The organism is Flavobacterium sp. ov086 (assembly GCF_900187965.1).
GTDB lineage: Bacteria > Bacteroidota > Bacteroidia > Flavobacteriales > Flavobacteriaceae > Flavobacterium.
In genome coordinates, this window is record NZ_FZNL01000002.1 from 93,157 (window position 1) to 117,613 (window position 24,457).

The 24,457-nt window shown below is 32.8% G+C and carries 13 protein-coding genes; 5 read left to right on the forward strand and 8 right to left on the reverse strand.

The genetic code is table 11. The features are described 5' to 3' along the window. Positions 1-39: 39 nt before the first annotated feature. The 4 genes from CHB81_RS02670 to CHB81_RS02685 form a co-directional block, all read right to left on the reverse strand. Positions 40-3,144 (reverse strand): TonB-dependent receptor, encoded by a 3,105-nt coding sequence (locus CHB81_RS02670; RefSeq protein ID WP_089350352.1) that lies wholly within the window; start codon positions 3,142-3,144, stop codon positions 40-42. A gap of 446 nt (positions 3,145-3,590) precedes the next feature. Beyond that, on the reverse strand, positions 3,591-7,745 hold the full coding sequence (locus CHB81_RS02675; RefSeq protein WP_089350353.1) for a two-component regulator propeller domain-containing protein: 4,155 nt from the start codon (positions 7,743-7,745) through the stop codon (positions 3,591-3,593). 319 nt (positions 7,746-8,064) lie between these two features. Beyond that, a complete protein-coding gene (gene bglX / locus CHB81_RS02680; protein ID WP_089350354.1) occupies positions 8,065-10,374 on the reverse strand; it encodes a beta-glucosidase BglX in 2,310 nt (769 codons plus the stop codon). A 389-nt stretch (positions 10,375-10,763) separates the two neighbouring features. Continuing rightward, a complete protein-coding gene (locus CHB81_RS02685; protein ID WP_089350355.1) occupies positions 10,764-11,234 on the reverse strand; it encodes a hypothetical protein in 471 nt (156 codons plus the stop codon). Between the two features lie 1,106 nt (positions 11,235-12,340). Here CHB81_RS02685 and CHB81_RS02690 point away from each other — a divergent pair. From CHB81_RS02690 to CHB81_RS02700, 3 genes are all read left to right on the forward strand, one after another. Further along, on the forward strand, positions 12,341-13,627 hold the full coding sequence (locus CHB81_RS02690) for a HAMP domain-containing sensor histidine kinase (RefSeq protein WP_089350356.1): 1,287 nt from the start codon (positions 12,341-12,343) through the stop codon (positions 13,625-13,627). A gap of 12 nt (positions 13,628-13,639) precedes the next feature. Then, positions 13,640-14,068: a response regulator gene (locus tag CHB81_RS02695; RefSeq protein WP_089350357.1), complete on the forward strand. Its 429-nt coding sequence runs from the start codon at positions 13,640-13,642 to the stop codon at positions 14,066-14,068. Positions 14,069-14,195: 127 nt separating this feature from the next. Beyond that, a complete protein-coding gene (locus CHB81_RS02700) occupies positions 14,196-15,224 on the forward strand; it encodes a rod shape-determining protein (protein WP_089350358.1) in 1,029 nt (342 codons plus the stop codon). Between the two features lie 475 nt (positions 15,225-15,699). On the opposite strand, the gene CHB81_RS02705 is transcribed toward CHB81_RS02700, so the two are convergent. The 3 genes from CHB81_RS02705 to CHB81_RS02720 form a co-directional block, all read right to left on the reverse strand. Then, positions 15,700-16,461 (reverse strand): LytTR family DNA-binding domain-containing protein, encoded by a 762-nt coding sequence (locus tag CHB81_RS02705; RefSeq protein WP_089350359.1) that lies wholly within the window; start codon positions 16,459-16,461, stop codon positions 15,700-15,702. Between the two features lie 9 nt (positions 16,462-16,470). Beyond that, a complete protein-coding gene (locus CHB81_RS02710; protein ID WP_089350360.1) occupies positions 16,471-17,511 on the reverse strand; it encodes a sensor histidine kinase in 1,041 nt (346 codons plus the stop codon). Positions 17,512-17,789: 278 nt separating this feature from the next. Then, complete coding sequence (locus CHB81_RS02720; protein WP_089350362.1) at positions 17,790-18,422, reverse strand: outer membrane beta-barrel protein; 633 nt, start codon at positions 18,420-18,422, stop codon at positions 17,790-17,792. 311 nt (positions 18,423-18,733) lie between these two features. Here CHB81_RS02720 and CHB81_RS02725 point away from each other — a divergent pair, with 311 nt between their 5' ends. Next, on the forward strand, positions 18,734-19,432 hold the full coding sequence (locus tag CHB81_RS02725) for a DUF1826 domain-containing protein (protein ID WP_089350363.1): 699 nt from the start codon (positions 18,734-18,736) through the stop codon (positions 19,430-19,432). Positions 19,433-19,493: 61 nt separating this feature from the next. On the opposite strand, the gene CHB81_RS02730 is transcribed toward CHB81_RS02725, so the two are convergent. Next, positions 19,494-23,603: an HYR domain-containing protein gene (locus CHB81_RS02730; RefSeq protein ID WP_141130353.1), complete on the reverse strand. Its 4,110-nt coding sequence runs from the start codon at positions 23,601-23,603 to the stop codon at positions 19,494-19,496. Positions 23,604-24,060: 457 nt separating this feature from the next. Between CHB81_RS02730 and CHB81_RS02735 the strand changes: the two genes are divergently transcribed. Then, positions 24,061-24,429 carry a DUF1772 domain-containing protein gene (locus tag CHB81_RS02735; protein ID WP_254920942.1) on the forward strand — a complete coding sequence of 123 codons (369 nt, stop codon included), beginning with the start codon at positions 24,061-24,063 and terminating at the stop codon, positions 24,427-24,429. Positions 24,430-24,457: the final 28 nt, after the last annotated feature.

The window sequence follows — 24,457 nt, forward strand, 5'->3', positions numbered from 1 at the left end:
CGACTATGAATCATTAAGTTAATTTTGTTTTTATCAATTTTAGAATTCTAAATTTAAACCCATAGAAGTAGTTCTTGGCACTGGATATCGTCCCAGATCAATACCGCTAAGTGTTATATTTTGATCTAAATTTCCTAAAGCAGGATCAAAACCGGAGTATTTTGTCCATGTATATAAGTTTTGGACATTGACATACAATCTAACTTTCGATATAATAGAATTTTTGAATATTTGACTTGGTAAATCATAGCCTAAAGAAACATTCTGAATTCTTAAATAAGAACCATCTTCAACAAATCTGTTAGAGATTCTGCCATTCGCATTTGGATCATTAAGGGTAATTCTTGGTTCATTTGTGTTTTCGTTTACTCCCGGTTCAAAAGCATTTAAAGCTCTTGTACTTACGTTTGCAAATCGATCTCCAAATCCAGGATAAATACCATCAGTATAATGACGTGTAAAATTGTAGATTTCATTCCCTTGACTTCCAGTTAAAACAACAGATAAACTAAAGTTTTTATACTTAAAATTATTGGTAAATGAATAGGTAAAATCAGGAATTGCGCTTCCTATAGCTTTTTGGTCTTTAGCATCAATTTTTCCGTCACCATTAAGGTCCTTAAAACGAATATCACCAATTCCTGTCCCTGTTTCCTGAGTTGGTCCTGCGGCTAATTCTGCAGCATTTTTAAATAATCCGTCCGTAACATATCCATAGAACTGCCCAACTGGCTGTCCTTCTGTAGTTTTTGTAACGTTGTATAAATCGAATTGTACCTTTCCTAATAAAGATTTACCAGCACCTTGAAAACTAGTTAATTCATTATTGTATTTTGAAAAGATAATTGTACTGTCCCATGTAAAATTTTCGGTAATAATATTTCTGGTATTCAAGGTAAGTTCAACTCCTTTAGTTTCAATTTCACCCGTATTTAAATAATAATTAAGCGCACTTTGATTTGACTCATCATTGATTTGTTTGGTTAGGAAATTAGAAGAATGTTTAACATAATAATCAAAGTCTAATTTTACTCTGTTGTTAAGCATTCCTAATTCAAAACCAACATCAAAAGATTTAAGTGATTCCCATCTAACATTTGGGTTACCTAAGTTATCAATAGTTGGAGATACGCCTCCAAATGGAGATGCAGTCAATGAAAGAATCGTTTGGTATCTGTTTGCCGGAATATTTTGATTTCCAACAGAACCGTAACCCGCTCTAAATTTTAAATAATTCACTGTTGAAGATAATGGCTCAAAAAAACTTTCGTTACTAACAGTCCAGCCTGCAGCAAATGATGGGAAATAACCCCATTTATTATTTGGACCAAAGTTCGAAGAAGCATCTGCTCTTAAAGAAGCCGAAAATGAATAACGATCAGAAAAGCTATAGTTTAATCTCGAAATATAAGAAGTCATAGACCATCTTCCAGAACCATTTCCGTTAACGGCAGTATCGATGTCGCCTATATTTAAGTTGGTAAAATCTCTACTTAAGAAATCACCCGATCTGTAACCGCTTAAATATTCGTATTGACTTTCTTGTGCTTCCTGACCTAACAAAAAGGTGAAATTGTGTTTTTCGTTAAAGGTTTTATTATAAGTTAAATAGTTTTTTAAACTCCAATAAAAGCTTTGATCCTGCTGTTTGAATGATTTGTTCAAAAGTTCAGACACATTTCCTAAAGTATAGGCAGGCGCAAAAGAGCTGCTTTTTGCAAAATTTAAATCATATCCTAATTCCGTTCTAAAAACCAAACCTTTGGTAAGAGTGAAATCGGCAAATACATTTCCATTGACTTTATAGCGGTCTGTTTTTGCGTTATTGTATTCTGATAAAGCAATTGGATTGGTTGCCTCATTTGCCGAAGAACCTAAACCACTTGTTGGGCCTGCAAAAGAACCATCAGCATATCTAACCGGTAATTCCGGAGATTGTCTTAACGTATTCATTACTAAACCACCTCTGTCGTCGTTTCGAACTACTTGTTGAGATGATTTACTGATCGACATATTGTTACCAATCTTCAACCATGATTTTACGGTTGAATCTATGTTTAATCGCATAGACATTCTGTTGAAATCTGAATTTAGAACAATTCCTTCCTGATCAAAATAATTCAAAGAAGTATAATATCTTGTTCCTTCTTTTTCACCCGAAAATGATATTTGATGGTTGTACATCGTAGCAGTTCTAAAAAGTTCGTTCTGCCAGTTTGTTCCATTTCCTAATAAATCAGGTCTTTGATATTGATAGGGAACTGGCTCGCCATTTAGTTTGAAAATTTTAGCCTGATAAGCTGCATATTGAGGCAAGTTCAAAACATCAACTGAGTTTGTTACTTGCTGAGTCCCTATATACGTTTCATATGTAAAAGTCGATTTTCCTTTTTTTCCTTTTTTAGTTGTAATCAAAACAACACCATTCGCACCATTTGCACCATATATCGCTGTTGATGATGCATCTTTTAGAATATCAATAGTTTCTATATCCGAAATATTTAATCCCGATAAAGCCGAGTTTTTGGTTTGTCCGTTTCCTCCGCCTAAAGCACTAAATGAAAATGAATCGTTGTTTTTATCCGCAAAAACCGGAGTTCCGTCAATAACATACAAAGGTTCATTTCCGTTAATAGAAGTAATTCCTCGAATTTGAACCGAAATTCCTCCTCCCGGTGTACCGGAATTTTGAGTAACATTTACACCCGCAGCTTTACCCACAAGAGCCTGATCGATAGAAGTAAAAGGTTTGTCCTGAATCTCGGAAGCTTTGATGGAAGAAATGGCACCATTTACATCTTTTCTTTTTGAAGTTCCGTAACCAATCACGACTACTTCATTTAATTTTTCAAGGTCATTAACCATATTGACTTTCATCACTGATTTTGTGTCAGCAGGCATAGACACATTTTTGTAACCGATATAACTAAAGATCAATGTACTTTTTGGATCTACATTGTTTAAGATAAAACCTCCGTCAAAATCTGTGGTAGTTGCATTTTTTGTTCCTTGTACTATTACACCAACACCAGGCAAGCCGAGTCCTCCTGATGTTACTTTTCCTTTAACAGTTTGAGCAAAGAAAAAGTTTCCCCACATACATACTATTAAACACAATAGTTTTTTTAATGTTCTTTTCTGCATAAAAATTGGTCGATTAAGTTAGTTTAGTTTTTTATTGTAAAATACCTAATTGAAGGTTCTTTTTGCATGCTCGTAAATTAGAGTCACAAGAAGAAAACTTTTTCTTAAATATTTCTTAACGAAAGTAAAATCTAGTGGGGTGCTATTATAGAACAGATGAAGCATATTGTGCAACAAATGATGCAAAAAAAGGACTTAATGCGCTATTATTACTAAAAAGAGACAATTGAGGCATTAAAAGAGATACTGAGATATTGCTATAAAAATTGCTTAAAAAGTATTGTTTGTATAAAAAAACAAAACAATATTTTATATATCTTAATTTTTGTTTCGAATTAATCAGGATGCTTTTTGAAAAAAATGACTTACAAAAAAAAGAGCTCCAATTTTTATATCGAAGCTCCTTTTTTGATTGCATTTTGTATTTAAAGGGATATTTTTAACACTTATTCTTTTGTCTTTTTTTCTTGTGTAGGCAAATGTCCATATTTAATTTTATAACATTTGGTGAAATAGGAGGGAGAAGTGAATCCCACTTTATAGCTAATTTCGTTGATATTGTTATTTCCTTTTTCGATCAGTTGTTTTGCTTTTTCTAATCGTACGTTTCTGATAAACTCATTAACGGAAACGCCTGTTAATGTTTTTATTTTTCGATACAACTGACTTCTGCTCAGGAAAATTTTAGAAGACAAAAGTTCTACGGTTAACTCAGGTTCACTAATATTTTCGTTGATAAAGTGCAGAATCTTTTGAATGAAATCATTATCAAGCGACGTCGTTTTTTCTTTACCATCTTTGGTTATTCCGCTATAAAACTTTTTAAACATGATTTGCCTGCTTGTAATAAGCTGTGCCAAACTCGATTTTAAGATATCCAACTCAAATGGTTTACTCAAATACATGTCAGCACCGGAGTCTATACCTTCTAGTCGGTCTTTTACCATTGCTTTTGCCGAGAGCATTAATAACGGAATATGGCTTGTTTTTAAATCGCCTTTTACGTTTTTACACAATTGTAACCCATCCATTACAGGCATTATAACGTCTGTAATTATTAAATCCGGTAATTTCTGAACGGCAAGTTCGTAGCCTTTCTGACCATTTTCGGCTGCAATAACCTTATATAATTTGCTTAGTTCATGTTTGAGATAATTTCTTAATTCAGGATTATCTTCAACAATTAAAACAGTGTATGGTTTTGCAGTTTCTGCAACAGCATTTTCGACTGTTTGATCCGTGTCATCATCGTCATCAGAGGAATGATTAGCAGATTGATTTAGAAATTGGTTTTTATTTTTGTCTACTTTAAAAATCTCGTTGACTACTTCATTTTTTTTATACAAAGATTTCCCTAAGGGGAATGTTACCGTAAATTTTGTGCCTTGTCCTACCTGACTTTCAACATCAATTCTTCCTTTATGAAGCTCAACAAATTCTTTTACCACCTCTAATCCAATTCCGGTACTTCCGTAGTAATCTTTATTTACATTATTGACCTGATAAAAGCGGTCAAATATTCTTTTTAAATCTTTCTTGTGAATTCCGGAACCTGTATCTGTAATTGTTATTGAAAAAGAAGGAACTTTATTGCCATCGATTAGCAGTGAATTATCAATATCTGATTTGGCTATAGAAACGGTAATAGAACCATTGTCCGGTGTAAATTTAAATGCGTTTGAAATAATATTAAACAATATTTTCTCCAGCATTTTAGGATCTAGCCAGTCTTCAAGTTCGTCAAGTGATGGCTCAAAATTAATAGTAATATTTCGGGCTGCCGCTTCCTCATCAAAATAACCTATAATGCCTTGCGTAAACGCTACAACTTCAATTTTTTTGGCTTGAATAGAAATTTGGTTAAACTCTAATTTATTAAAATCCATAAGCTCATTGATTAGTCTCGAAAGCCTATCCGAACTTTTATGTACAATTTTTAATTTATTATGTATTTCGGGAGATACATTTTTACTTCTTAAAATGTCTTCCAAAGGATTTATAATCAATGTTAATGGTGTCCTGAATTCGTGCGAAATATTCGTAAAGAATTGTAGTTTCTTATTGTTTAATTTCTCTGATTGAATGTTTTTTTCTTTTTCTAAAAGTATCGCTTGTTTTGCTTTAAAACGATTTTGATAAATTTTATTCAGATATATAATCAGGAAAACTAGAATTGAAGTGTACAATAAATAAGCCCAAAAGGTTTTCCACCAAGGCGGCAGGATTTTTATTTTTAATTCTAATGGAGTATTGCTCCAGGAACCATCTGCATTTGCCGATTTTACTTTAAAAACATAATCACCCGGCGCAAGATTGGTATAAGTTGCGGTTCTGTTATTTCCCACATAATTCCAATCTTTTTCAAAACCTTGCAGATAATACGCGTATTGGTTTTTCTTCGAATAATTATAGTTAATTCCCACATATTCAATCGTAAAAACAGATTGCGTATAGTTGAGAATAATTTCTTCAGTCTGAGCAATTACTTTGGTTAACGGCGAAGCATCTTCATTGGGTTTTACGGATTTATTAAACAATTTGAAATCGCTGAAATACAATTTTGGTGCTTTCTCTGTTTTTTTGATCTCGTTAGGTTTAAAATAATTCACCCCTTCATAACTGCCAAAATACAACTCTCCATTTCCATCCTTAAAGACCGCATTGTTGTTGAAATCATTATCAACAAGACCATCATCTTTAGTAAAATTGGTGCTTTTTTTATTCTTAAAATCAAGTTTTGTTAATCCTGATCCGCCACTAATCCATAAAGAACCATTGTTATCAGAAATTATAGCACGTACCGATTTTTCTTTAAAACCCGGAAAGTTATTATAGTTTGAAAAGGTTTTGTTTTTTTTATTATAGTTGAATAATCCTTCGCCATCTGTTCCTATCCATATTGTTTTATCGTTGGACTCATAGATTGATAAAATAGTCTGAATACTATTGTACTTCGTTTTGTCCTTGAACATGGCATCGCGCATTTTGGTCACTTTAAAATCAGAGTCATCTTTTAAACTTACCTGATACAATCCTAAAATTGTTCCTACCCACAAAACATTATCTGAGTCTACAAAAACTTTACGAATAAAAGCATTGTCTAAAGCGTTTTCTGTAAATGATTTCGAGTCACAATGAATAAATGTATTGTTCTTATTATCAAAATAATGCAATCCCTTTATGAAAGTTCCAATCCAGATTCGGCCTTTTGAATCTTCTGAAAAACTAAAAATTCGATTCGATTTTAATCCTGCTGTATTTGCTGTATTGTAGTTTATGAATCGGGTAGTGCCATTTTTTAAAAAGTAGATTCCGCGATCCCAGCTTCCTATCCAGATATTTTGTTTACTGTCTATAAAAATGGTCTGAATATCGGCAGCATCCAAACCGGAATAATAGCTTTGATTGTTTTTGTTTACGTGAATGTAACTTTTATTATTAAGATTATAAATATCGAGTCCTCCGCCTTCATTACTGATTAACAGGTTTCCTTTTTTGTCTTTTATAACCGAAGTTACATAACTGGTTTGTAAAGAATTATCGTTGTTTACTTGTGATTCAAGTGAATTGAATTTGTTATTGGGTTTGTCAAATACACCAAGTCCTTTATTAAAATATCCCAGCCAAAGACGCTTTTCTTTATCTTCGAATAGTGACCAAACAGAATTGGATTTTAAGCTAGAGTCATTGTATTTACTGTGTAAATATTTTTGGAGGACTTGACCTTTATAATTTAAAACCAATAATCCGTCATTTTCAGTACCGCAAATTATATGATCGTGACTGCTTTCTATAATCGATAAGATTTTGTTTTTGGTAATAGAATAATTTTCAAATTGGTAATTATCAGTTTCGGGTTTAATTTTTATCAGGCCACTTTCAGTCGTTCCCAGCCATATGTATCCAAATTTATCTATAACAAGATTTTCGATATCATCTAATAAAGGTTCTCTTTTAAACTTGTCTTTATAAACCTGTTTGAGTTTTCCGTTTAAATCAAGCTCCAAAAGACCATAACTGGTTCCTAAATAAATAATTCCGTGCTTATTTTTTACCGAAGATTTTATTAGAAAATTAAATTTGTCCAGCACCTTTGACGAAATCAGAGAGGCTTTTAAAGTTTTTATATTGAGTTTGAATAATCCAAAGCCATACGTACCTAAGATTAAATTGCCGTTGTTATCCTGAATAATTGTTTTTACAGTAATGGGTTCATCATAACCTTTTGTAATTACATCTTCAATATTGATTTTGGTAAAATTGTTTAAATCTCTGTTATACAAGCATAAACCGTCATCAGTACCAACCCATAAGTTATTATTAGAATCAATAAAGGTTGCGTAAATAAAGTTACTGTTTAGTGAGCCTGGCTTTTTATTGTATTCGTATCCAAAGTAATTTACCCCATCATATCGATACAAACCCGTGCCGTTTGTACCTATCCAAATAAAACCATTTTTATCCTGGATAATCGAAGAAATGGCTCTTTTTGAAGTAGTTTCCTGTATACTTCTAAATTGGTAGTTGTCAAATTTATCTTGAGAAAACAGGCAATTTAGAGCTATAAAGTAGCATACAAGAATATATTTAATATTTTTCATTTACATTTTAATGTTATTATTTATCAACTTTGATTGAAAATAAAATGGCAATTGATTCTTTTTTAAGAATATATGCCAATTAAGAGTTGAAATGTGCCGTTAGGTACAAATTGTAAACTTTCAACTCTTGATCTGCATAATATATAAAGCAATATTAATAAAAGTAAATAAGACACTTATTTTTTTATCTAAATTTCTCCTATTGCAAAAAAACCTGAGTAAGATTATTGACCCTTAAGGGATAATCATACTCAGGCTGTAAAGTTGTAAAAAAAAAAATACTATTCCGGATAGTTTTTGTTTTAAAATCTTTTAGTTTTTATTTTAATTCAAATTTGCTTGTAAGACCTTCATTAGAATTCCAGCCAACCATGATATTAAATAAACCTGGTTCTACTAAAAATTTGCCTTCGTTGTCATAAAAACCGAGTTCTTTGTCTGTCAATATAAATTGAATTGTTTTAGTTTCTCCCTTTTTTAAAGCAACAAGTTCAAAACCTTTTAGTTCTTTAATAGGTCTTACTATACTGGCAACAGGATCATTTATGTACAATTGAACTACTTCTTTTCCGTCAAAATTGCCTGTATTGGTAACTTCGACACTTACTTGAATTTTTTCTCCTTTAGAAAAGGCAGTTTTATTTATTTTAAGATTTTTATAATCAAACTTGGTATAACTCAATCCAAAACCAAAAGGAAATTGAGGTGTTTTTTCTACATCCATATAATGTGACCAAAAAACATTTTTATCACTATCAATTGGTCTTCCTGTGCTGTATTTGTTGTAATAAATAGGTACTTGTCCAACGTTTCTCGGAAAAGAAATTGTCAATTTACCACTTGGATTGTAATCTCCGTATAAAACCTGCGCAACCGCATTTCCAGTTTGAGTTCCCAATTGCCATGCTTCTACAATTGCCGGAATATTTTGGGCAGCCCACGGAATACTTAACGGACGGCCATTATTTAAAACCAAAACTACATTAGGGTTTACTTTGTAGATCTCCTCTAATAATTCTTGTTGAACTCCAGGTAAATTTAGATCAGTTCTGCTTCTGGCTTCTCCACTTTGAAAACCATATTCGCCTAAAACCATCACAACAACATCAGCATTTTTTGCAGCTGTTTTTGCCGCTTCAAAACCGGTTTTATCTGTTGTATTGAAAACAGTTTCTGTAAGGAAAGTAGCTTTCTGCGAAAGTAAATCTGCACCTTTTTCAAAAGTCAGCTGATTGTCTTTGTATTGTTGCATTCCTTCAAGAACTGAAACTGCAGTATTATCATCGGCTGCAATTCTCCAGCTTCCAAGCGGACTATTTTTATCATTTGCTAAAGCGCCGATCAAAGCAATTTTTTGTCCGGATTTCTTTAGCGGAAGCAAATTCTCATTGCGCCCCGGCGGAGAAGCATTTTTCAATAATACAATTGATTTTTTTGCCATGTCCAGAACACCGTCATTATTGGCTTTGCTTCCCACAACTTCTTTTTCACGCTTTTCGTCGCAATATCTGTAAGGATCATCAAATAAACCTAACTCAAATTTTACACGCAAAATTCTACGAACAGCATCATCAATTAATGATTCTTTTACTTTTCCTTCTTTTACAAGTGCAACTAATTTTGCCACATACAAATACGATTCCATATCCATGTCAGAACCTGCAATCACCGCTTTTGCTGTTGCATCGGCTTCATCTTTCGCATAACCGTGCGCAATCATTTCGCGAATAGAAGCATAATCTGAAACTACAAAACCATCAAATTTCCATTTTCCTTTTAAGATATCTCTTTGTAAAAATGCATTTCCAGTTGCAGGAACGCCGTTTAGTGTATTAAATGAATTCATAAACGTACGAATTCCAGCTTGTACCGTGGCTTCAAAAGATGGTAAAACCGAATTGTATAATTTAGAAGTACTAATATCTACACTATTATATTCCAGTCCAGCCTCAACAAAACCGTATGCTGCAAAGTGTTTTGCACAAGCTGCAATCGTATTTACTTTAGCCAAATCAGCAATTGTTTCTCCCTGAAAACCTTTTACTCTTGCATAGCCTATTTTACTTCCTAAATAAGGATCTTCACCGGCACCTTCCATTACGCGTCCCCAGCGTGCATCATTTGTAACATCGACATTGGGTGCAAAAGTCCAGTTAATTCCGGATGCCGAAGCTTCATCTGCTGCAATTGCCGCCGATTTTTTAATAGCTTCCAGATCCCAACTTGCCGCTTCTGCCAACGGAATCGGACTCAACGTTTTATAACCGTGAATAACATCAAAACCTATAATCAACGGAATTCCCAAACGAGTTTCTTCTACTGCGATTTTCTGTACGGCACGAACTTCTTTGACACCTCTTACGGTAAGCATTGATCCAACCAGCCCTTTTCGTAAATGCTCGTATTTTAATTCAGCGCTTCCGCCTTTTGGAGCCGGTCCCGTCACATCCCAAAAGCCATTGTATTGATTCATTTGTCCCACTTTTTCTTCTAATGTCATTTCTTTCATTAAAAGTGAAATCCGATCTTCAATTGGTTTACTGGCATCGAGATGTTTTTTTGTTTGAGCATATCCGTTTACAAAAACGATTAGCATAAAAAATGCATATTTCTTAATTTGTTTTTTCATCATTGTGGTTTTAGTTTTATTATAGAGGTTATTAAAGTCAGGTATGTAAAACAGTATCCTTTTTGCTGATTTTTTTTGCAAATAGGATCAGCAAGTTTTGGTGTATTAAATCTGTACAATTTTAGGATTGTAAATGTAGTTTTACAGTAGTAACGATAGTAGTATATTTGAAGCATTATCTAAAACAAATGATGCATAAAACATTTTCAATGTCAATAAAATAAAGAGGTTTCTATTGGGAATTTCTGCTTCAATCCTGCTAAGAAAAAAAAAGTATAATTATCTTTTAAAAGACAGGAACAGATTTATTGCAACTAATGATATCAATTGCTGCTCGATATTTGAAAATAAGATAAAAAAAAAGAGGCTCCTCAAAGCCTCTTATTGTATTAATGTTTTCCTTTCCCTTTGCCATTTCCTTTGCCATTCCCATTTCCATTATGGTTTCCATTATCGTGATGACCATTATCTTTATCTGGTCTTTGACCAATTGTTTTTTGAGGTTTTCCTTTATAACCTTTTCCATATTTTACTTTATGAGTTTTAAAATTGTCATAAGGTCTGTCACCTCTATAATCTGTCAAAACTACTTTATATTCGTTATAAAGGTCATAATTTCTATAAACAGATGGCAGTGATCTGGTTCTTACCCATCTTCCATTATTTAGGTAAACATAATTTGATGTACTTACATCGTAGTATGTCTGAAGATCAGGTAGATAATAATAACGAACATCTGTATAACCAACAGGGCCCCAGGCAGGAGGAGTTCCTATATTTACATTTACTGATACCTGAGCCTGTGTATAACTAAAAGACAGGAATAATATTCCAATCAAAAAATATTTTATAGTTTTCATAATTCTACTTTTAATAATTAATATGTTAAGATAAAACAAGAAACGTGCCTAAAATGCATATTAGTTGTAAATAATTGAATATAATATGTTTGTATTTAGTGTTAATGCTATAAATAGTTGAAGTTATATTAGTAGTTCTGGTATAATAACTATGGCAGATCTCCGGACTGTTCCAAAACTTGTGACCAAAAACTCGATTTAACGGAGTAACAATCCTCCTGATCTTTTCAAAAGTAGATTTTAAAAGAAATTAGAATCTAAATAATAATTAAAGTAAAAAAGCTTCAGGTTTATCTGAAATGGGAATTTATGATAAAACACCAAAATTAAACGATGTTAAGACATCAATACCTTTAGTGTTATCTCCGCTGATAGATGCAAAGTTTAAACCACCTTTCCTTTAGCACCAAATTTAATTTTTTAGGCATTAACATTTGTAAATCCTAAAACTGTAACAACAGCTAGTAATAAATTTTTTTTCATAAAAGTAATTTGAATTATTTGAATCCAAAATTCGTTTAAGAAAAATTGGAAAAGGTTTCAAAAGCTTAAAATTGTATAAATTGGTACTTATTTACTGATGTTTTTATATTTATTTGGTGATGATTAATTAAAATGACTTATTAATTTGTATGAAAAATAATTCAGGTATTTTTCTAAAGAGTTTGATTTGTAAAGGCTGAAAAAAAAAATATTTCTGGATTTCTGCCTGCTGAAATAGCACTGTATAAGGCAGGATTTAGTTGCTTTTAAGGAATTGGAATTTTAGTTGTTTTTCTACCTGTTTTTTAATGATGCAAATCAACTTAAACCATTTTGTGACAGCAAAATGTATAAATTTTGAAAGGGGCAAGGCAATTAAAAATTTAATAGTATACAAATTATAATTGTTTATACGAATTATCTTAATTAAAGTTTGACGTTACATTTTTTTTGTATAATTTGGTAAGGCTTTTTTAATGATTTTCTTGGGAACCTAATTTTCAACAAACTTAAAATTAAAAGCTTTTACATATTACCAAATACTAGTGTGATACTCCATTTTTTTTAACCTGCAGATAAAAGAGAAACAAAGTAAGAATCCCAAATTGTAAAAAAATAGTAATATGAAACAGGAAACTGATGATACGGAACAATCGAAGCATATTCAAGATTTTCTTTTTATAATAAAACGAAAATCGGATCACCTGACGAATTATTTTCTTATAAGCTTTTTTTTTATCGGCTTGCTCCTTGCTTTTTATTATGATACCTGGATGATTGGAATTGGAGTTGGCAGTTTACTTCTTCTGGCTTATTACTCTGCAAAAATAGCCTTGCCTAAATCAAACTTATATCAATATGTTCTTAGCGTTGTATTGGGGATTTTTATGGCCCAGTTTATTTACCAGATGCACGGCTTGTTCGAAATGCATTTTGTTGCATTTATTTCCAGTGCAATACTTATTACTTATCAGAACTGGAAACTGCAAATACCGCTTATGCTAGTTGTGACAATCCATCATGCACTGTTTGGTTATTTTCAGTATATGGGTTTTGATAAAATTTATTTTTCTCAATTAGATTATATGTCCCTGCAGACATTTATTATTCATATGATCCTTGCGGGTGCTATTTTTTCAGTTTGCGGACTTTGGGCGTATCAGTTTAAAAAATATAGTGAAGCACATATAAAACTAATCTTTAATAAACGGGAAATTGAAAACCAAGAGTTAAAAACCGCCAATTATGAACTTGACCGGTTTGTTTACAGTACATCTCATGATTTGCGCGCGCCACTGAACTCAATGATGGGTTTGATTGAAATTGCAAAAGACGATACTACTGAAGAACAAATGCTTGATTATTTAAAAATGCTAAAAGGAAGTGCAGAAAAACTGGATGGTTTTATATGTGACATTCTTGATTATTCACGCAACTCTCGTATGAAAATTGATAATGAACATATTAATTTCAAAGAACTCCTTAGCGATGTAACGGAAAATTTAAAATTCATAGGAGGTAATATAAGAACGGTTGAAATTAAAATAGACATCCCCGAGGAAACTTCTATTTATTCTGATAAAAATCGCCTCCTCACCATCCTGAATAATCTGATATCAAATGCTATTCGTTATCAAAATTCCAAAATTGCAAACCCTTTTGTAAGTGTTAAAATTGAGACATTTCCCACTGAAACCATAATTTTAGTTAAGGACAATGGTATAGGTATCGATAAAGAATCACAGGCAAAAATATTTGACATGTTCTATCGTGTGTCACAGGAATCAGTAGGTTCAGGACTAGGGTTGTACATTGTAAAAGAGGCAGTCAGTAAACTCAATGGCGATATAAAAGTTCAATCTGAAATAGGTATAGGAACTACTTTTTTAATTAAAATCCCTAATCAATAAACCAAAATTACCATGGACCAAGAAATAGCAAAACCGACTTTTAAAAAAATTCTAGTAATTGATGACAATCCAACAGACCGTTATATTGCAAAACGAATGGCTGAAAAATATCTTTTTGCAGAAGAAATAATTTTACAGGAATCGGCACTTGAGGCTCTCGAATATATTCGATCATTAGAGAATGTTCCTCATTTACTTCCACAAATTATCTTTTTAGATATTAATATGCCGGGAATGAACGGGTATGAATTCCTTGATGAATACACAAAGCTTGCTGAAGTAATCAGAGCAAATTGTATTATTCTGATGATTACAACCTCCATACATCCTGATGATCTCAAACGAGCACAAAATAATCCTTCTGTATTTCGTTTTCTGAATAAACCGCTTGATAAAGAAAAATTCAGACTTATTGAGCAAGAATTTTCATTTACAAAATAATATATCTGGTTGGTAGAGGTTACTTTTTTCATCAAAATAGCAGGCTGGGAGCAAAAAACGTATTGAAATTTTCTTCTTTTTAGAGAATAAAGCTGTAATAATAGCGTTCTTAAACAAAACTATAATTATGGGCTTATTTGATTTTATGATAGTGGAAATAGCTATGGATTTAGGAACTGCTAATACTTTAATAATTTATGACGGAAAAATCGTAATAGACAGTCCATCAATTGTGGCAAGAGATATTAGGAATGGAAAAATTATTGCTGTAGGTAAAGAAGCCAGTTTAATGCAAGGTAAAACGCATGAAAATATTAAAACAATCCGACCACTAAAAGATGGAGTGATTGCAGATTTTGATGCCTCAGAGAAAATGATCAGCTGGTTTATAAAAAACATACCAGAATTGAAGAAAAGCTTTTTTACTCCTGCATTGCGAATGGTTGTGTGTATTCCTAGTGGTATAACAGAAGTGGAAATGAGAGCCGTAAAGGAGTCTTGCGAACGAGTAAATGGGAAAGAGGTGTTTTTAATTCATGAGCCCATGGCAGCTGCTATTGGAATGGGTTTAGATGTTATGCTTCCTCAAGGAAACATCGTAGTAGATATTGGAGGAGGAACTACTGAAATTGCCGTTATTGCTCTTGGGGGTATAATTTGTGACAGATCTATAAAAATCGCTGGAGATGTTTTTACAAATGATATCTTGTATTATATGAGAACTCACCATAATTTGTATATTGGAGATGCCTCTGCGGAGGCAATAAAAATTGATGTTGGAGCTGCTATGGAAGAACTTGAAACTGCTCCTGATGATATAACGGTTCGTGGGAGGGATCTTCTTACCGGAAAACCTAAGGAGGTATGTGTTAGCTATCGTGAAATTGCAAAAGCTTTGGATAAATCAATACAGAGGATTGAAGATGCTATTATGGTTACACTTTCATTGACGCCGCCAGAACTTGCTGCCGACATTTATAATGCGGGATTGTATCTCGCAGGAGGAGGAGCGCTCTTGCGTGGTCTTGATAAAAGGATATCACAGAAAACAGAATTACCGGTATTCATTGCAGAAGATCCTTTAAGAGCGGTGGTTAGAGGTACAGGGATTGTTCTAAAAAATATATCCAAATATAAAAGTGTACTTATAAAATAAATATCTCAGAAAAAGTATAGATAAAAATATTGAAGCTTAAATTTCCTGTTCTGAAATAGAAAAATTTATAGCTCTTACTTTTGAGGATTTTAATTTTAAAAGATATTTTTTTTAAAGAGCAAATAGAAATATCTGCTCCTTTATATTTACTTATTTTTACCAACTTCCATTTTTTGCCAACAAAAGCAAATAGTAATATTTGCTTTTGTTTTTTGGTATTAGAAAATATTTTTCGCTAGATGTATTGTAATCTGCGGTTAATTTTTCATGCACTATTTACTCTTTTTGTCCTCTTCAAAATTTGCTAATTATTCTTTACATACCAGAGATCAAACATCAGACGGTGAATGGGTGTTTTTGTCGAAAGGTAATCGAAATTCTAAGTATCAATTGTTTGAGTAAAAGAAAATTTTCAATTAGAATCTCAATACAATTAGCATAAGCACGGAATGTCAAATTCACTCTGAAATAATTTTCAGTTACTGTCAAGCCAATTTTTCAAAGAGATACCCCGTTCGCGGCTCACTAGTATAATTTCATTTACAGCAGGAGTCAGTTCAAGTTTAAGCTTGTAATCGAAAGATTGGGATAGTTTATGGATTGCTTTTAAGCAAATGATATAGTTTCGGGTCACTTTAAAAAAATCATCAGGGTTTAATTCCTGCATCAATTCATCGAGTGTCTGTTTGATAACATATCTTTGGTTGGAATGCGTGGTGAGATGCACTATTTTATTTTCAGAGCTAAAATAGGCAATATCAGTACTGGGTATTGTAATAAATAAATCTTTATAATGGATTAAGAATCGTGTTTTGTATATGTTTTTCTGTAAACGCATTTTTTTTAATATATCCAAAACATCGGTATCAAGTACGGGAGTGATAAAACTTTTGATTCTCTTTATGCTGGAATCCAGTTTTTTTTGTTCGATGGGTTTTAGAAGATAGTCGATACCATTTACTTCAAATGCCTGCAATGCATATTCATCGTATGCCGTTGTAAAAATAACATAGGACTTAATGTTTACCTGATTAAAGATTTCAAAACTCAGTCCATCGGTGAGCCGTATATCCATAAATATAATATCGGGACTGTTCTCTTTCTCAAGCCATGAAATACTGTCTCTTACTGTTTGTAGAACTCCTGTAATTACAATTTCTTCTTGTGACTGCAGGAGCATTTTTTGTAACCTTGCAGCATTTGTAGCTTCATCTTCAATGATTAAAACGGTTATCATAAAATATTTTTAATTGTTTAATAACGGAATCCTGACTTCAAAAGTAGTTTCCAAATCCTGGACAACAGGAGTTATATCCCCTAAGAGCTGGTAACTATGGTAAATGTGCGCAAGACCAATTCCTTCTCCTGGTTCTTTGGTGAATTTAGCCGATTTGTTATTGTCAACAATTATCCAGTTATACTGGTAATTTATATTAATAATAAGTGGCGTGGTAACAGAGAAGGAATTATGCTTGATCGCATTTTCAACTAAAAGCTGCAGGGTCAGAGGCGCTATAAATTTATTTAGATTTTTACTCTCACCTGTAATGTTGATCACAATAGACGAGCCATATCTTATTTGGTATAAAAATAAATATTCTTTGATAAAATCGAGTTCGGTTTTTAAAGCGATCATATTTTTGTTTCTATTGGACAAAACATAACGATAAACCGCAGAAAGATTGGTGACGTACTGAACAGCAGTGTCTTGGTTTTCTTCAATTAAAGAAGTAAGGGTGCTAAGATTATTAAAAAGGAAGTGCGGATCTAATTGAAGCTTCAGGGCATTGAGTTCAGACTGTAAGGCCTGTTTTTTGTTTTCAATGACTTCAAGTTGGCTTTCGTTCCATTTTATAAGAAGTTCCTCAGTAGTGAAACCTGTAGTTATTAATATGGAGAATATGAGACCAATGATTAATGTCCGCCGGGCAATAAGGTCATTGTATCCGTACTTTTGAGGAAAATCAATGCTATAGAATAAAATAACAAGAACACTTATGATGAGTATATGCAAGAGCAGCTTAAAAAAGAATCGCAGGCTTCCATTTTTTTTCAGCATAGAAGTAGAATTTATCATTTTAGATAACCATAGCCCTGTTTCAAATAATGCAACTGTATAGAGTAGGCAGAACAATCCTTCAATTACAAAATCTATATTATTATAAAATTTCCAGTCTTTAGTGTTGCTCTCATCAGAATTTAAAAGAATTAGAATAAGATTGAGAAAAACAGCAAAAACCGGGTATCCATACAAGCGTAAATATTTATAGTGCCTTGTGTACATCATATAAAACTAATAATAAAAAAGAATAACATAATATTCTCTATTTGCTCAAATTTAAAATAATTCCTCACAGTGTATTCCAATTTTATAAAGCTCGGATATTAAAAGACCCGAAGGGCATTTTGCACTCTCTACCCTTAGAATTTTATCACTGTCTTCTAAATCAAAATTCCATTTAGAGTTCAAAAGTATTCTATTAAGAACAGGTTTTACTTTTCTTAACTTAGTTTTTGTATTAACATTTGTTTTGTAGACTGAAACTATCATGCTCGGGAAACTATTTAGAAACTAAAAAGATATGATTTTAATCCAATCTGAAGACTCATACCGCTCAGATGAGTGTCAGATCCTGAAGGTACTGTTGGCAGTGTAGAGGCTTGTCCTTCTAATGAAACAATAAAATACCGGTTAAAAATATAATTTACTCCCAGACTTCCAGAGAGATACAGGTAATTACCGGTTTTAGTAGTGTAACTTATTGTATTTTCGTTTATTAAGACTGTTTTGGGAGAGTCTATAAAGGAAGTACCTGACCCTATCATTATAAAGGGCTGCCAGTTTTTTATCTTGTATTGGTACCCCAGATTTATCCCAATTGTGGTGCTGTTTGCCTTAGAATCTATTATAGAATTAAAACCATTGGATTTTTGAATTGATTTATAAGAGACAGTAGTCTGGCCAAACTGTAGTTTTGCAAAATAATGCTCTTTGTAGTTCAGCTGCAGAAAAGTTACCCCATTTGATCCAAGTTGGTTTTTGTCGTCAGGAAAACCTTTGCTAGAACTCTTAAAAGGAGAGAAGACTCCAAAAGAACCTCCAAAATCCATTGAGAAGTTTTTTGATAAATTGGCTTCATTTTGTGCCATTAAAAGCGTTGTGAAAAATAATAAAATTACGGTATTTAATTTTTTCATTAATATCAATTTTAGGATTAAGCCTGCAAGATAGCCGGAGTTCAATGCTAATCTTTTATGTATTTAACCCAACTCCTCAATTAAGCCACTGAACTTAAAAACAGGTAGACTCAACTTTTTTAAGAGTAAATATTTCCCTGCCCGGCAAATAGAAAGAACAGTATTGATTTGATGCGTATCATATTTTTTTAAAAGCTGTATATGTATGCATTCTTGAATGTTTTTAAAGTTTAAAATGATAAAAATGCGGATCTGACTACTATTGCATATTTTTGTAATACACGAAGTAACTAGTTTCTTAATATCGTACTATGAGTAATAAATTTTCTGGCAATAATCAAATTGGTATAGTATCTACTTTCTCTGAGCTCATGCATAATGATTTCAAGGGTGAAATGAATGCACTATGCTGGTACAGAAATTTGGATGGCAATTTTAACGAGATTGTAACCCAACTAGGTTTAAAAGAAAATATAACAGAAGTTTACCCTGAAGATTTAATCGCACTTCAACTATCCGAAAAGGGAAATATAGCAAGAGAAATAATCTTAAATGATTTACAATTATTAACTGATTTTGGAGCTTCGCCCTCTCTTAATTTATTGAAGTGTTACGAGCGTGATGATGAATTTGATTTCATATCCACTGATGTGTATTCGTTTCATGTTGATCGTTCACCTATTGCAACAGATACTTTTTTGTGTACCTATCATGGAGCTGCGAGTGATATTATTTCTAATTCGCAAGCAGAACAAAAAATTCTAATTCCAGAAATCCGGGCAAAGCTAAAAGAGCTGCATAATGGACCAGCAGAAGAATTCGAAAACTTTTTGAAGGAAAATTATTTTGATTTGCATTATCAGGTATATGCTGATGTAGAACCTGTTAGTTTAGGATTAGGGCATCTTTGGCGACTGGCCGTGGATCATCCAAAACAACAAGTACTGCCTTGTATTCATAGAGCACCAATAGAAAATGAAGGAGAATATAGGTTGTTGTTGATTTGTTAAATAAAAAAAATGCCAGATTCTTGTAAAGGAATCTGGCATTTTTGATATAAGAAAAGTTGTTTTATTTTTTGATTATTTTATTAATAAATAGGATTTTGTTACCAGTACTTAAGGTGTAAACATAAATGCCTCTTCTAAGACGACTTACATCTACTTGTACGGTGTTTTCAGTTGAGCTTCCTGTTATTTCTACAGGTGCAGTAACTAAAAAGCCAAAGAGATCATACAATTTTAACGTCATATTTTTTGGGTTATCCATTTTTATGGTAAAATTGACAAAGTCAGTTGCAGGATTAGGATATGCTTTTATTGAACATCCTCCGTTTCCATGATCTGGCGGTAAAGCTTTTACAATGTTTACGGTAAAAGAACAACTCGTTGTATTTCCTGCTGCATCAACTACTTTGAAAGTATTGGTAGTAATACCCATTGGGAAAACACTTCCTGATGCCAGTCCTGATGTTTGTGTAACAGTAACAGCTGAGCAGTTATCAGTTCCTATAGGAGTAGAATATGTTACTATCGCTCCATGTAATCTACCCTCTTTTTTCTGGATAATGTTTTCGGGGCAAATTAGCATTGGTAGTTCAGTGTCAGTTACAATTACATTAAATGAACATGTTGCTGTATTGCCAGACGCATCGGTTACTTTAAATGTATTGGTTGTTGTTCCAACTGGGAATACAGTACCTGAAGCTAATCCTGCCGTCTGAACAGTAGCTGCTCCCGGAAAATTGTCAGTTCCTACTGGGGCTACATAGTTAATTTTTGCTCCACATATTCCTGTATCATTACTTTGCGTTATTGTTGCCGGTGCGATAATAACAGGTAATTTTGTGTCAGTTATGGTTAGAGACTGATTTACATCAGCAGCAGCTAAATAATATTCGTTTCCTGATTGAGAAGCTGTAATTGTTACCGTTCCTGCGCTAAATATTTGGATTTTCCCGTTAATAATTTTTGCAATAGCTTCATTAGAACTTACATAAGTAATCGCTAAACCAGATGTGGCAGTAGCATTTAGATCATAAGATGTAGCATCTGTAATAGTAATAGTTGGGAAGTTGATGCTTTGTGCTGCTTTTTTAAGATCAAAACGTGCAATAACAGGTCCGTGATCAGATGTTGTATTTACATAATTTGCAATATCCAAACGAGGATCATAAACCGCAACAGAATTAGGAATGTACTCGTTTGTCAGTTCATTAGAAATAATAATGTGATCTAAAAAACCTCCAGACGCTAAATAGCTATAGGCGCCTGCTTTACTTATTTCTAAAGTTAAAGCGTTGTAACGATCAGTGTCTTCCACTATTTTTTGATACGACGAAGGATTAGGAGTAATAACAGATACATCAACATCGTCATTATAATCTCCCAGAATCATAAAATTTGCATTTGGATATTCTGCATCTAAACTGTCCTTTAAAACTTCGGCATCGTATTTACGCATATTGTATTTTGAAATATCAGTTCCACTATTGGCACGACCATGAAGATCAATAATGTTCATTTCTTTTTTAACCCCGTTAATGTTAGTTTCAATATTCACTAAATAAGGCAAACGTCCAGAGGCAAAGAAACTAGAACTGTTACCCCCCGGATAATTAGGCAAACTGGTATTCCCTGCACGAATATTATCATACAACTCGTTAAACATAACACGGGTTTTGTTCACTTTGGTTGTTTGTGTATTGTAAATAACCACTAATTTTTGAGGAGGGAAAAGAGGATCTGGTGGCGAAAATGAATAAGACCATGCCGGAGAAATACTTTTGTCAAATGTTTTACCATTGATGCTTATTTTTTGAATCAAAGTTTCCAAAGCAGCCTCATCAGATACTTCCTGAACTACATAAACATCGGCATTTAATTTATTCATTACTTTGGCTACATTCTCAACTTGCAAAGCATCGTCAATTGGACCAAATTCTCCGCTTGTTCCAACTACATTACTTCCAAAAAACTCTAAGTTGTAACTTACAATATCAAAGGTTTCAGATTTTGGAAAAGAAGAACCACTAAAATGACCTATTTGCTGGTTTAATCCAGTAGATGTTACCGTTAATGAGCCTTCTAAACTCAATGCTTTTACTGAAGGGGCAAAACGAGCATAAATAATTTTACCTGCTAATGCATCGTTTGCAGAAACAACAAGACTTGATTGAAAATTAGTATTATCAAGAGCTATTTGAAAATTGGAAGGTGCTGAGATTGTAAAATCACCATAACCTCCAGCCATGAAAATAAAGGATTGACTATCTGAAGTTGCATTTGGGTTTGTTTCGCTAAAATTTAAATTAGGATTAGAAGCTAAAAATGTTGCCTCATTGGTAATACTTACATCATCTATTGTCCATTCGGCTGCATTTTCTCCACCAGAAGCGGTAGTTTCATATACCCAGGCGATATAAGTATTGTCGGATTTATAAGCGCTTAAATTGATAAACTTAGACGACTTAAATACTCCCGTAGTTGAAGGGAAATCACCTTCAAGCTCTGTCCAGGTCGCAGTTTCAGGGCTGCTTGTTCCGTCGTAATTAACAGAAACCATTAATTTTAAGTTTGGACCCGAATAGAATTTACGGGCATAAAATGATAATAATGGAAATTTATCGAAACTGTCTAAATGTAATTTAGGTGAAATTAACCAATCTTTACTTGCTCCGTTTTCGGAGTAGCCATTTATTGATACTGCCGCTGGTGAACTATTAAAACGGCTGCTTGTACTAGCCCATTTAATTTTATCACCTGCTACACTATAAGTAGTCCAGCCACTGTTTGTAAGTACATTTACATCATTAAAATTTTGAGAATAAGGATTGATTCCCGTACCGGATAATAGTATCGTTTTAGTACTTGCTCCTGAAGTTTGGTGGTCTATTTGTCCTGAAAAATTACCTGTTGCATCAGGCGTAAATCGTACATAAACCGTAGGAGTGTTATTAGTATCAAAATCTTGCACGTTAAAGACCAAAGAAGATTGGAAATTATCATTTGGATTTTTTGAAATTGTAAAATTATTTGAAGCAGTAACAGTGACTACATCATTAAGATGCTGTGCCTGAATTTGATAACTGCTTGTTTTTGATGCAAAATTTTGTTCTGAAAAGCCAAAATCCAATGCAGTCTTTGTTGTTGATATTGAAGGTACTAAAACATTAGAGGTTTTAACATTCAGCTGATTACTGTCGTTTTGAATATTACCATAAGAATCTTCCGAAATAGAGTAAACAACATAATCAGTATCAATAGTTAAATTGGAAATACTTTTAGTATAAGTTAAAGTTTTGTCTGTAACATCAAATATACCGGATTGTAAAGCGGTATTTCCATTGGCATCCAAACCTGATTTTATTTGAGAAGCACTTGGTTTTGAACTTCCTGAGGCTAATAATACAAAATACGTTTTTCCAGTTTCGTTCAATTGAATTGAAAAATCAAAACCATTAGATAGGATATTTTCTATTTTAGGGTATCCATCAGCGTATGCAGGCGGCGTAATGTCATTTTGAATATTAATATTATCAATAGCAAAAGAAGGACGTGAGCCTGCTCCTGAATTTTGTCTGGAAATCCATCTTAATTGTACAACCTCCTTATTGTCGCATTCAGCTGGTAAAATTACAGTAATAGTAATGGGATTTAAAGGAGAGGTAACTCCAGAAGTCGTTTGTTTAATGGTATTGCTTAAATACGAGGTTGTAGGCAAAGTATTAAAAATAGAAGAGTCACCTATTCGATATTGCAAAACCATTTCATTGATACGAGTGTTGGCAGTTCCGTCATAAGGATTGCGAACTACCATAGCATCATATTGTACTATAATGCCTGACTTTGCCAATGTGTTAATTGCTAAGCCAATTGTTAAGTCTAAAGAACCGGAGTTTAAAAAGCCAATTTTTCCATTATAATTATGAATATTACCACTCGTAGTAGAAGCAGTGCTGCTGGCAGTTAGAGCTCTGTCACCTATTAAAACGGCGTTTGTATTGTATGAACTCCCGGGAGCTGTACTTGCTGTCCAACCCTGTAACCCTGAAGGATATGTGGTTGAGGTCGATTCTAATAAAGAAAAATCTTGTACATAAGGCAAATTTTGAGGTGTCGGAGATGTTCCCTGAGCAAACAAGGACATTGAGAAGCAACAAAAAAGACTTAAAAAAGCCATGAGATGGCGAATTTGGTAGAATTGTTTCATTTGTTAAGAAATAAGGTTGTTAGAAATCAAATTTAGAGCCTTTAAAGTTAAGCTATTATTATTATAAAATTTATAAATTTATTGCATTAACTTAAAGACTATTCAGATTAAAATTAGCTTTTTTATTGTAAAAAACTGATAAATTTATTCTCTTTTTCAGACTAAAGAGATTTTCAGGTTTAGAGTAAGCTGATCAATGCCTTCCCGGAAGAAAAAACTAACTATCGAAGAAATAAAATCTGTTATTTTATATATAAAAACTTTACGTAAATAAATCTTTTAAATGAAAACAGCTATGTCTTTATCAAACATTATTTTAGGGATCACAATTCTGGCAACAGCATTAATAGCGGGATTATACTATGGATATTCCTGATCTGTTACGATTGGTTTAAACAAACTTTCAAACAAAGAATATATTTCGGCAATGCAATCAATAAATGTTGCGATCCAAAATCCATGGTTTTTTGCATCCTTTATGGGAACATTATTTTTACTGCCAATTTCGACCTATTTAAATTTCACATCAATGCAATCGCCTAGATTTTTGTTATTATTAGCGGCTTCCGTTATTTATGCTATTGGCTCTTTTGGAGTAACAATATTTGGGAATGTACCATTAAACGATATGCTGGCAAATGTAGATTTAAAAACTGCAGCTGCTGATGAGATAAGCATGGTAAGACAAAAGTTTGAAAATCCCTGGAATGTGCTGCATAATATTAGAACTATTGCCACAATAATCTCTTTACTACTTTGCATAATTGCAAGTATAAATGGATCTTCAGAATCATAGTTATGACAATGATTTATTTAATAAATAA

Bases quoted from the DNA above. Each gene is read 5' to 3' on its own strand.
- CHB81_RS02670 (WP_089350352.1), bottom strand. From the start codon at position 3,144: ATGCAGAAAAGAACATTAAAAAAACTATTGTGTTTAATAGTATGTATG.
- CHB81_RS02675 (WP_089350353.1), bottom strand. From the start codon at position 7,745: ATGAAAAATATTAAATATATTCTTGTATGCTACTTTATAGCTCTAAAT.
- bglX (WP_089350354.1), bottom strand. From the start codon at position 10,374: ATGAAAAAACAAATTAAGAAATATGCATTTTTTATGCTAATCGTTTTT.
- CHB81_RS02685 (WP_089350355.1), bottom strand. From the start codon at position 11,234: ATGAAAACTATAAAATATTTTTTGATTGGAATATTATTCCTGTCTTTT.
- CHB81_RS02690 (WP_089350356.1), top strand. From the start codon at position 12,341: ATGAAACAGGAAACTGATGATACGGAACAATCGAAGCATATTCAAGAT.
- CHB81_RS02695 (WP_089350357.1), top strand. From the start codon at position 13,640: ATGGACCAAGAAATAGCAAAACCGACTTTTAAAAAAATTCTAGTAATT.
- CHB81_RS02700 (WP_089350358.1), top strand. From the start codon at position 14,196: ATGGGCTTATTTGATTTTATGATAGTGGAAATAGCTATGGATTTAGGA.
- CHB81_RS02705 (WP_089350359.1), bottom strand. From the start codon at position 16,461: ATGATAACCGTTTTAATCATTGAAGATGAAGCTACAAATGCTGCAAGG.
- CHB81_RS02710 (WP_089350360.1), bottom strand. From the start codon at position 17,511: ATGATGTACACAAGGCACTATAAATATTTACGCTTGTATGGATACCCG.
- CHB81_RS02720 (WP_089350362.1), bottom strand. From the start codon at position 18,422: ATGAAAAAATTAAATACCGTAATTTTATTATTTTTCACAACGCTTTTA.
- CHB81_RS02725 (WP_089350363.1), top strand. From the start codon at position 18,734: ATGAGTAATAAATTTTCTGGCAATAATCAAATTGGTATAGTATCTACT.
- CHB81_RS02730 (WP_141130353.1), bottom strand. From the start codon at position 23,603: ATGGCTTTTTTAAGTCTTTTTTGTTGCTTCTCAATGTCCTTGTTTGCT.
- CHB81_RS02735 (WP_254920942.1), top strand. From the start codon at position 24,061: ATGCAATCAATAAATGTTGCGATCCAAAATCCATGGTTTTTTGCATCC.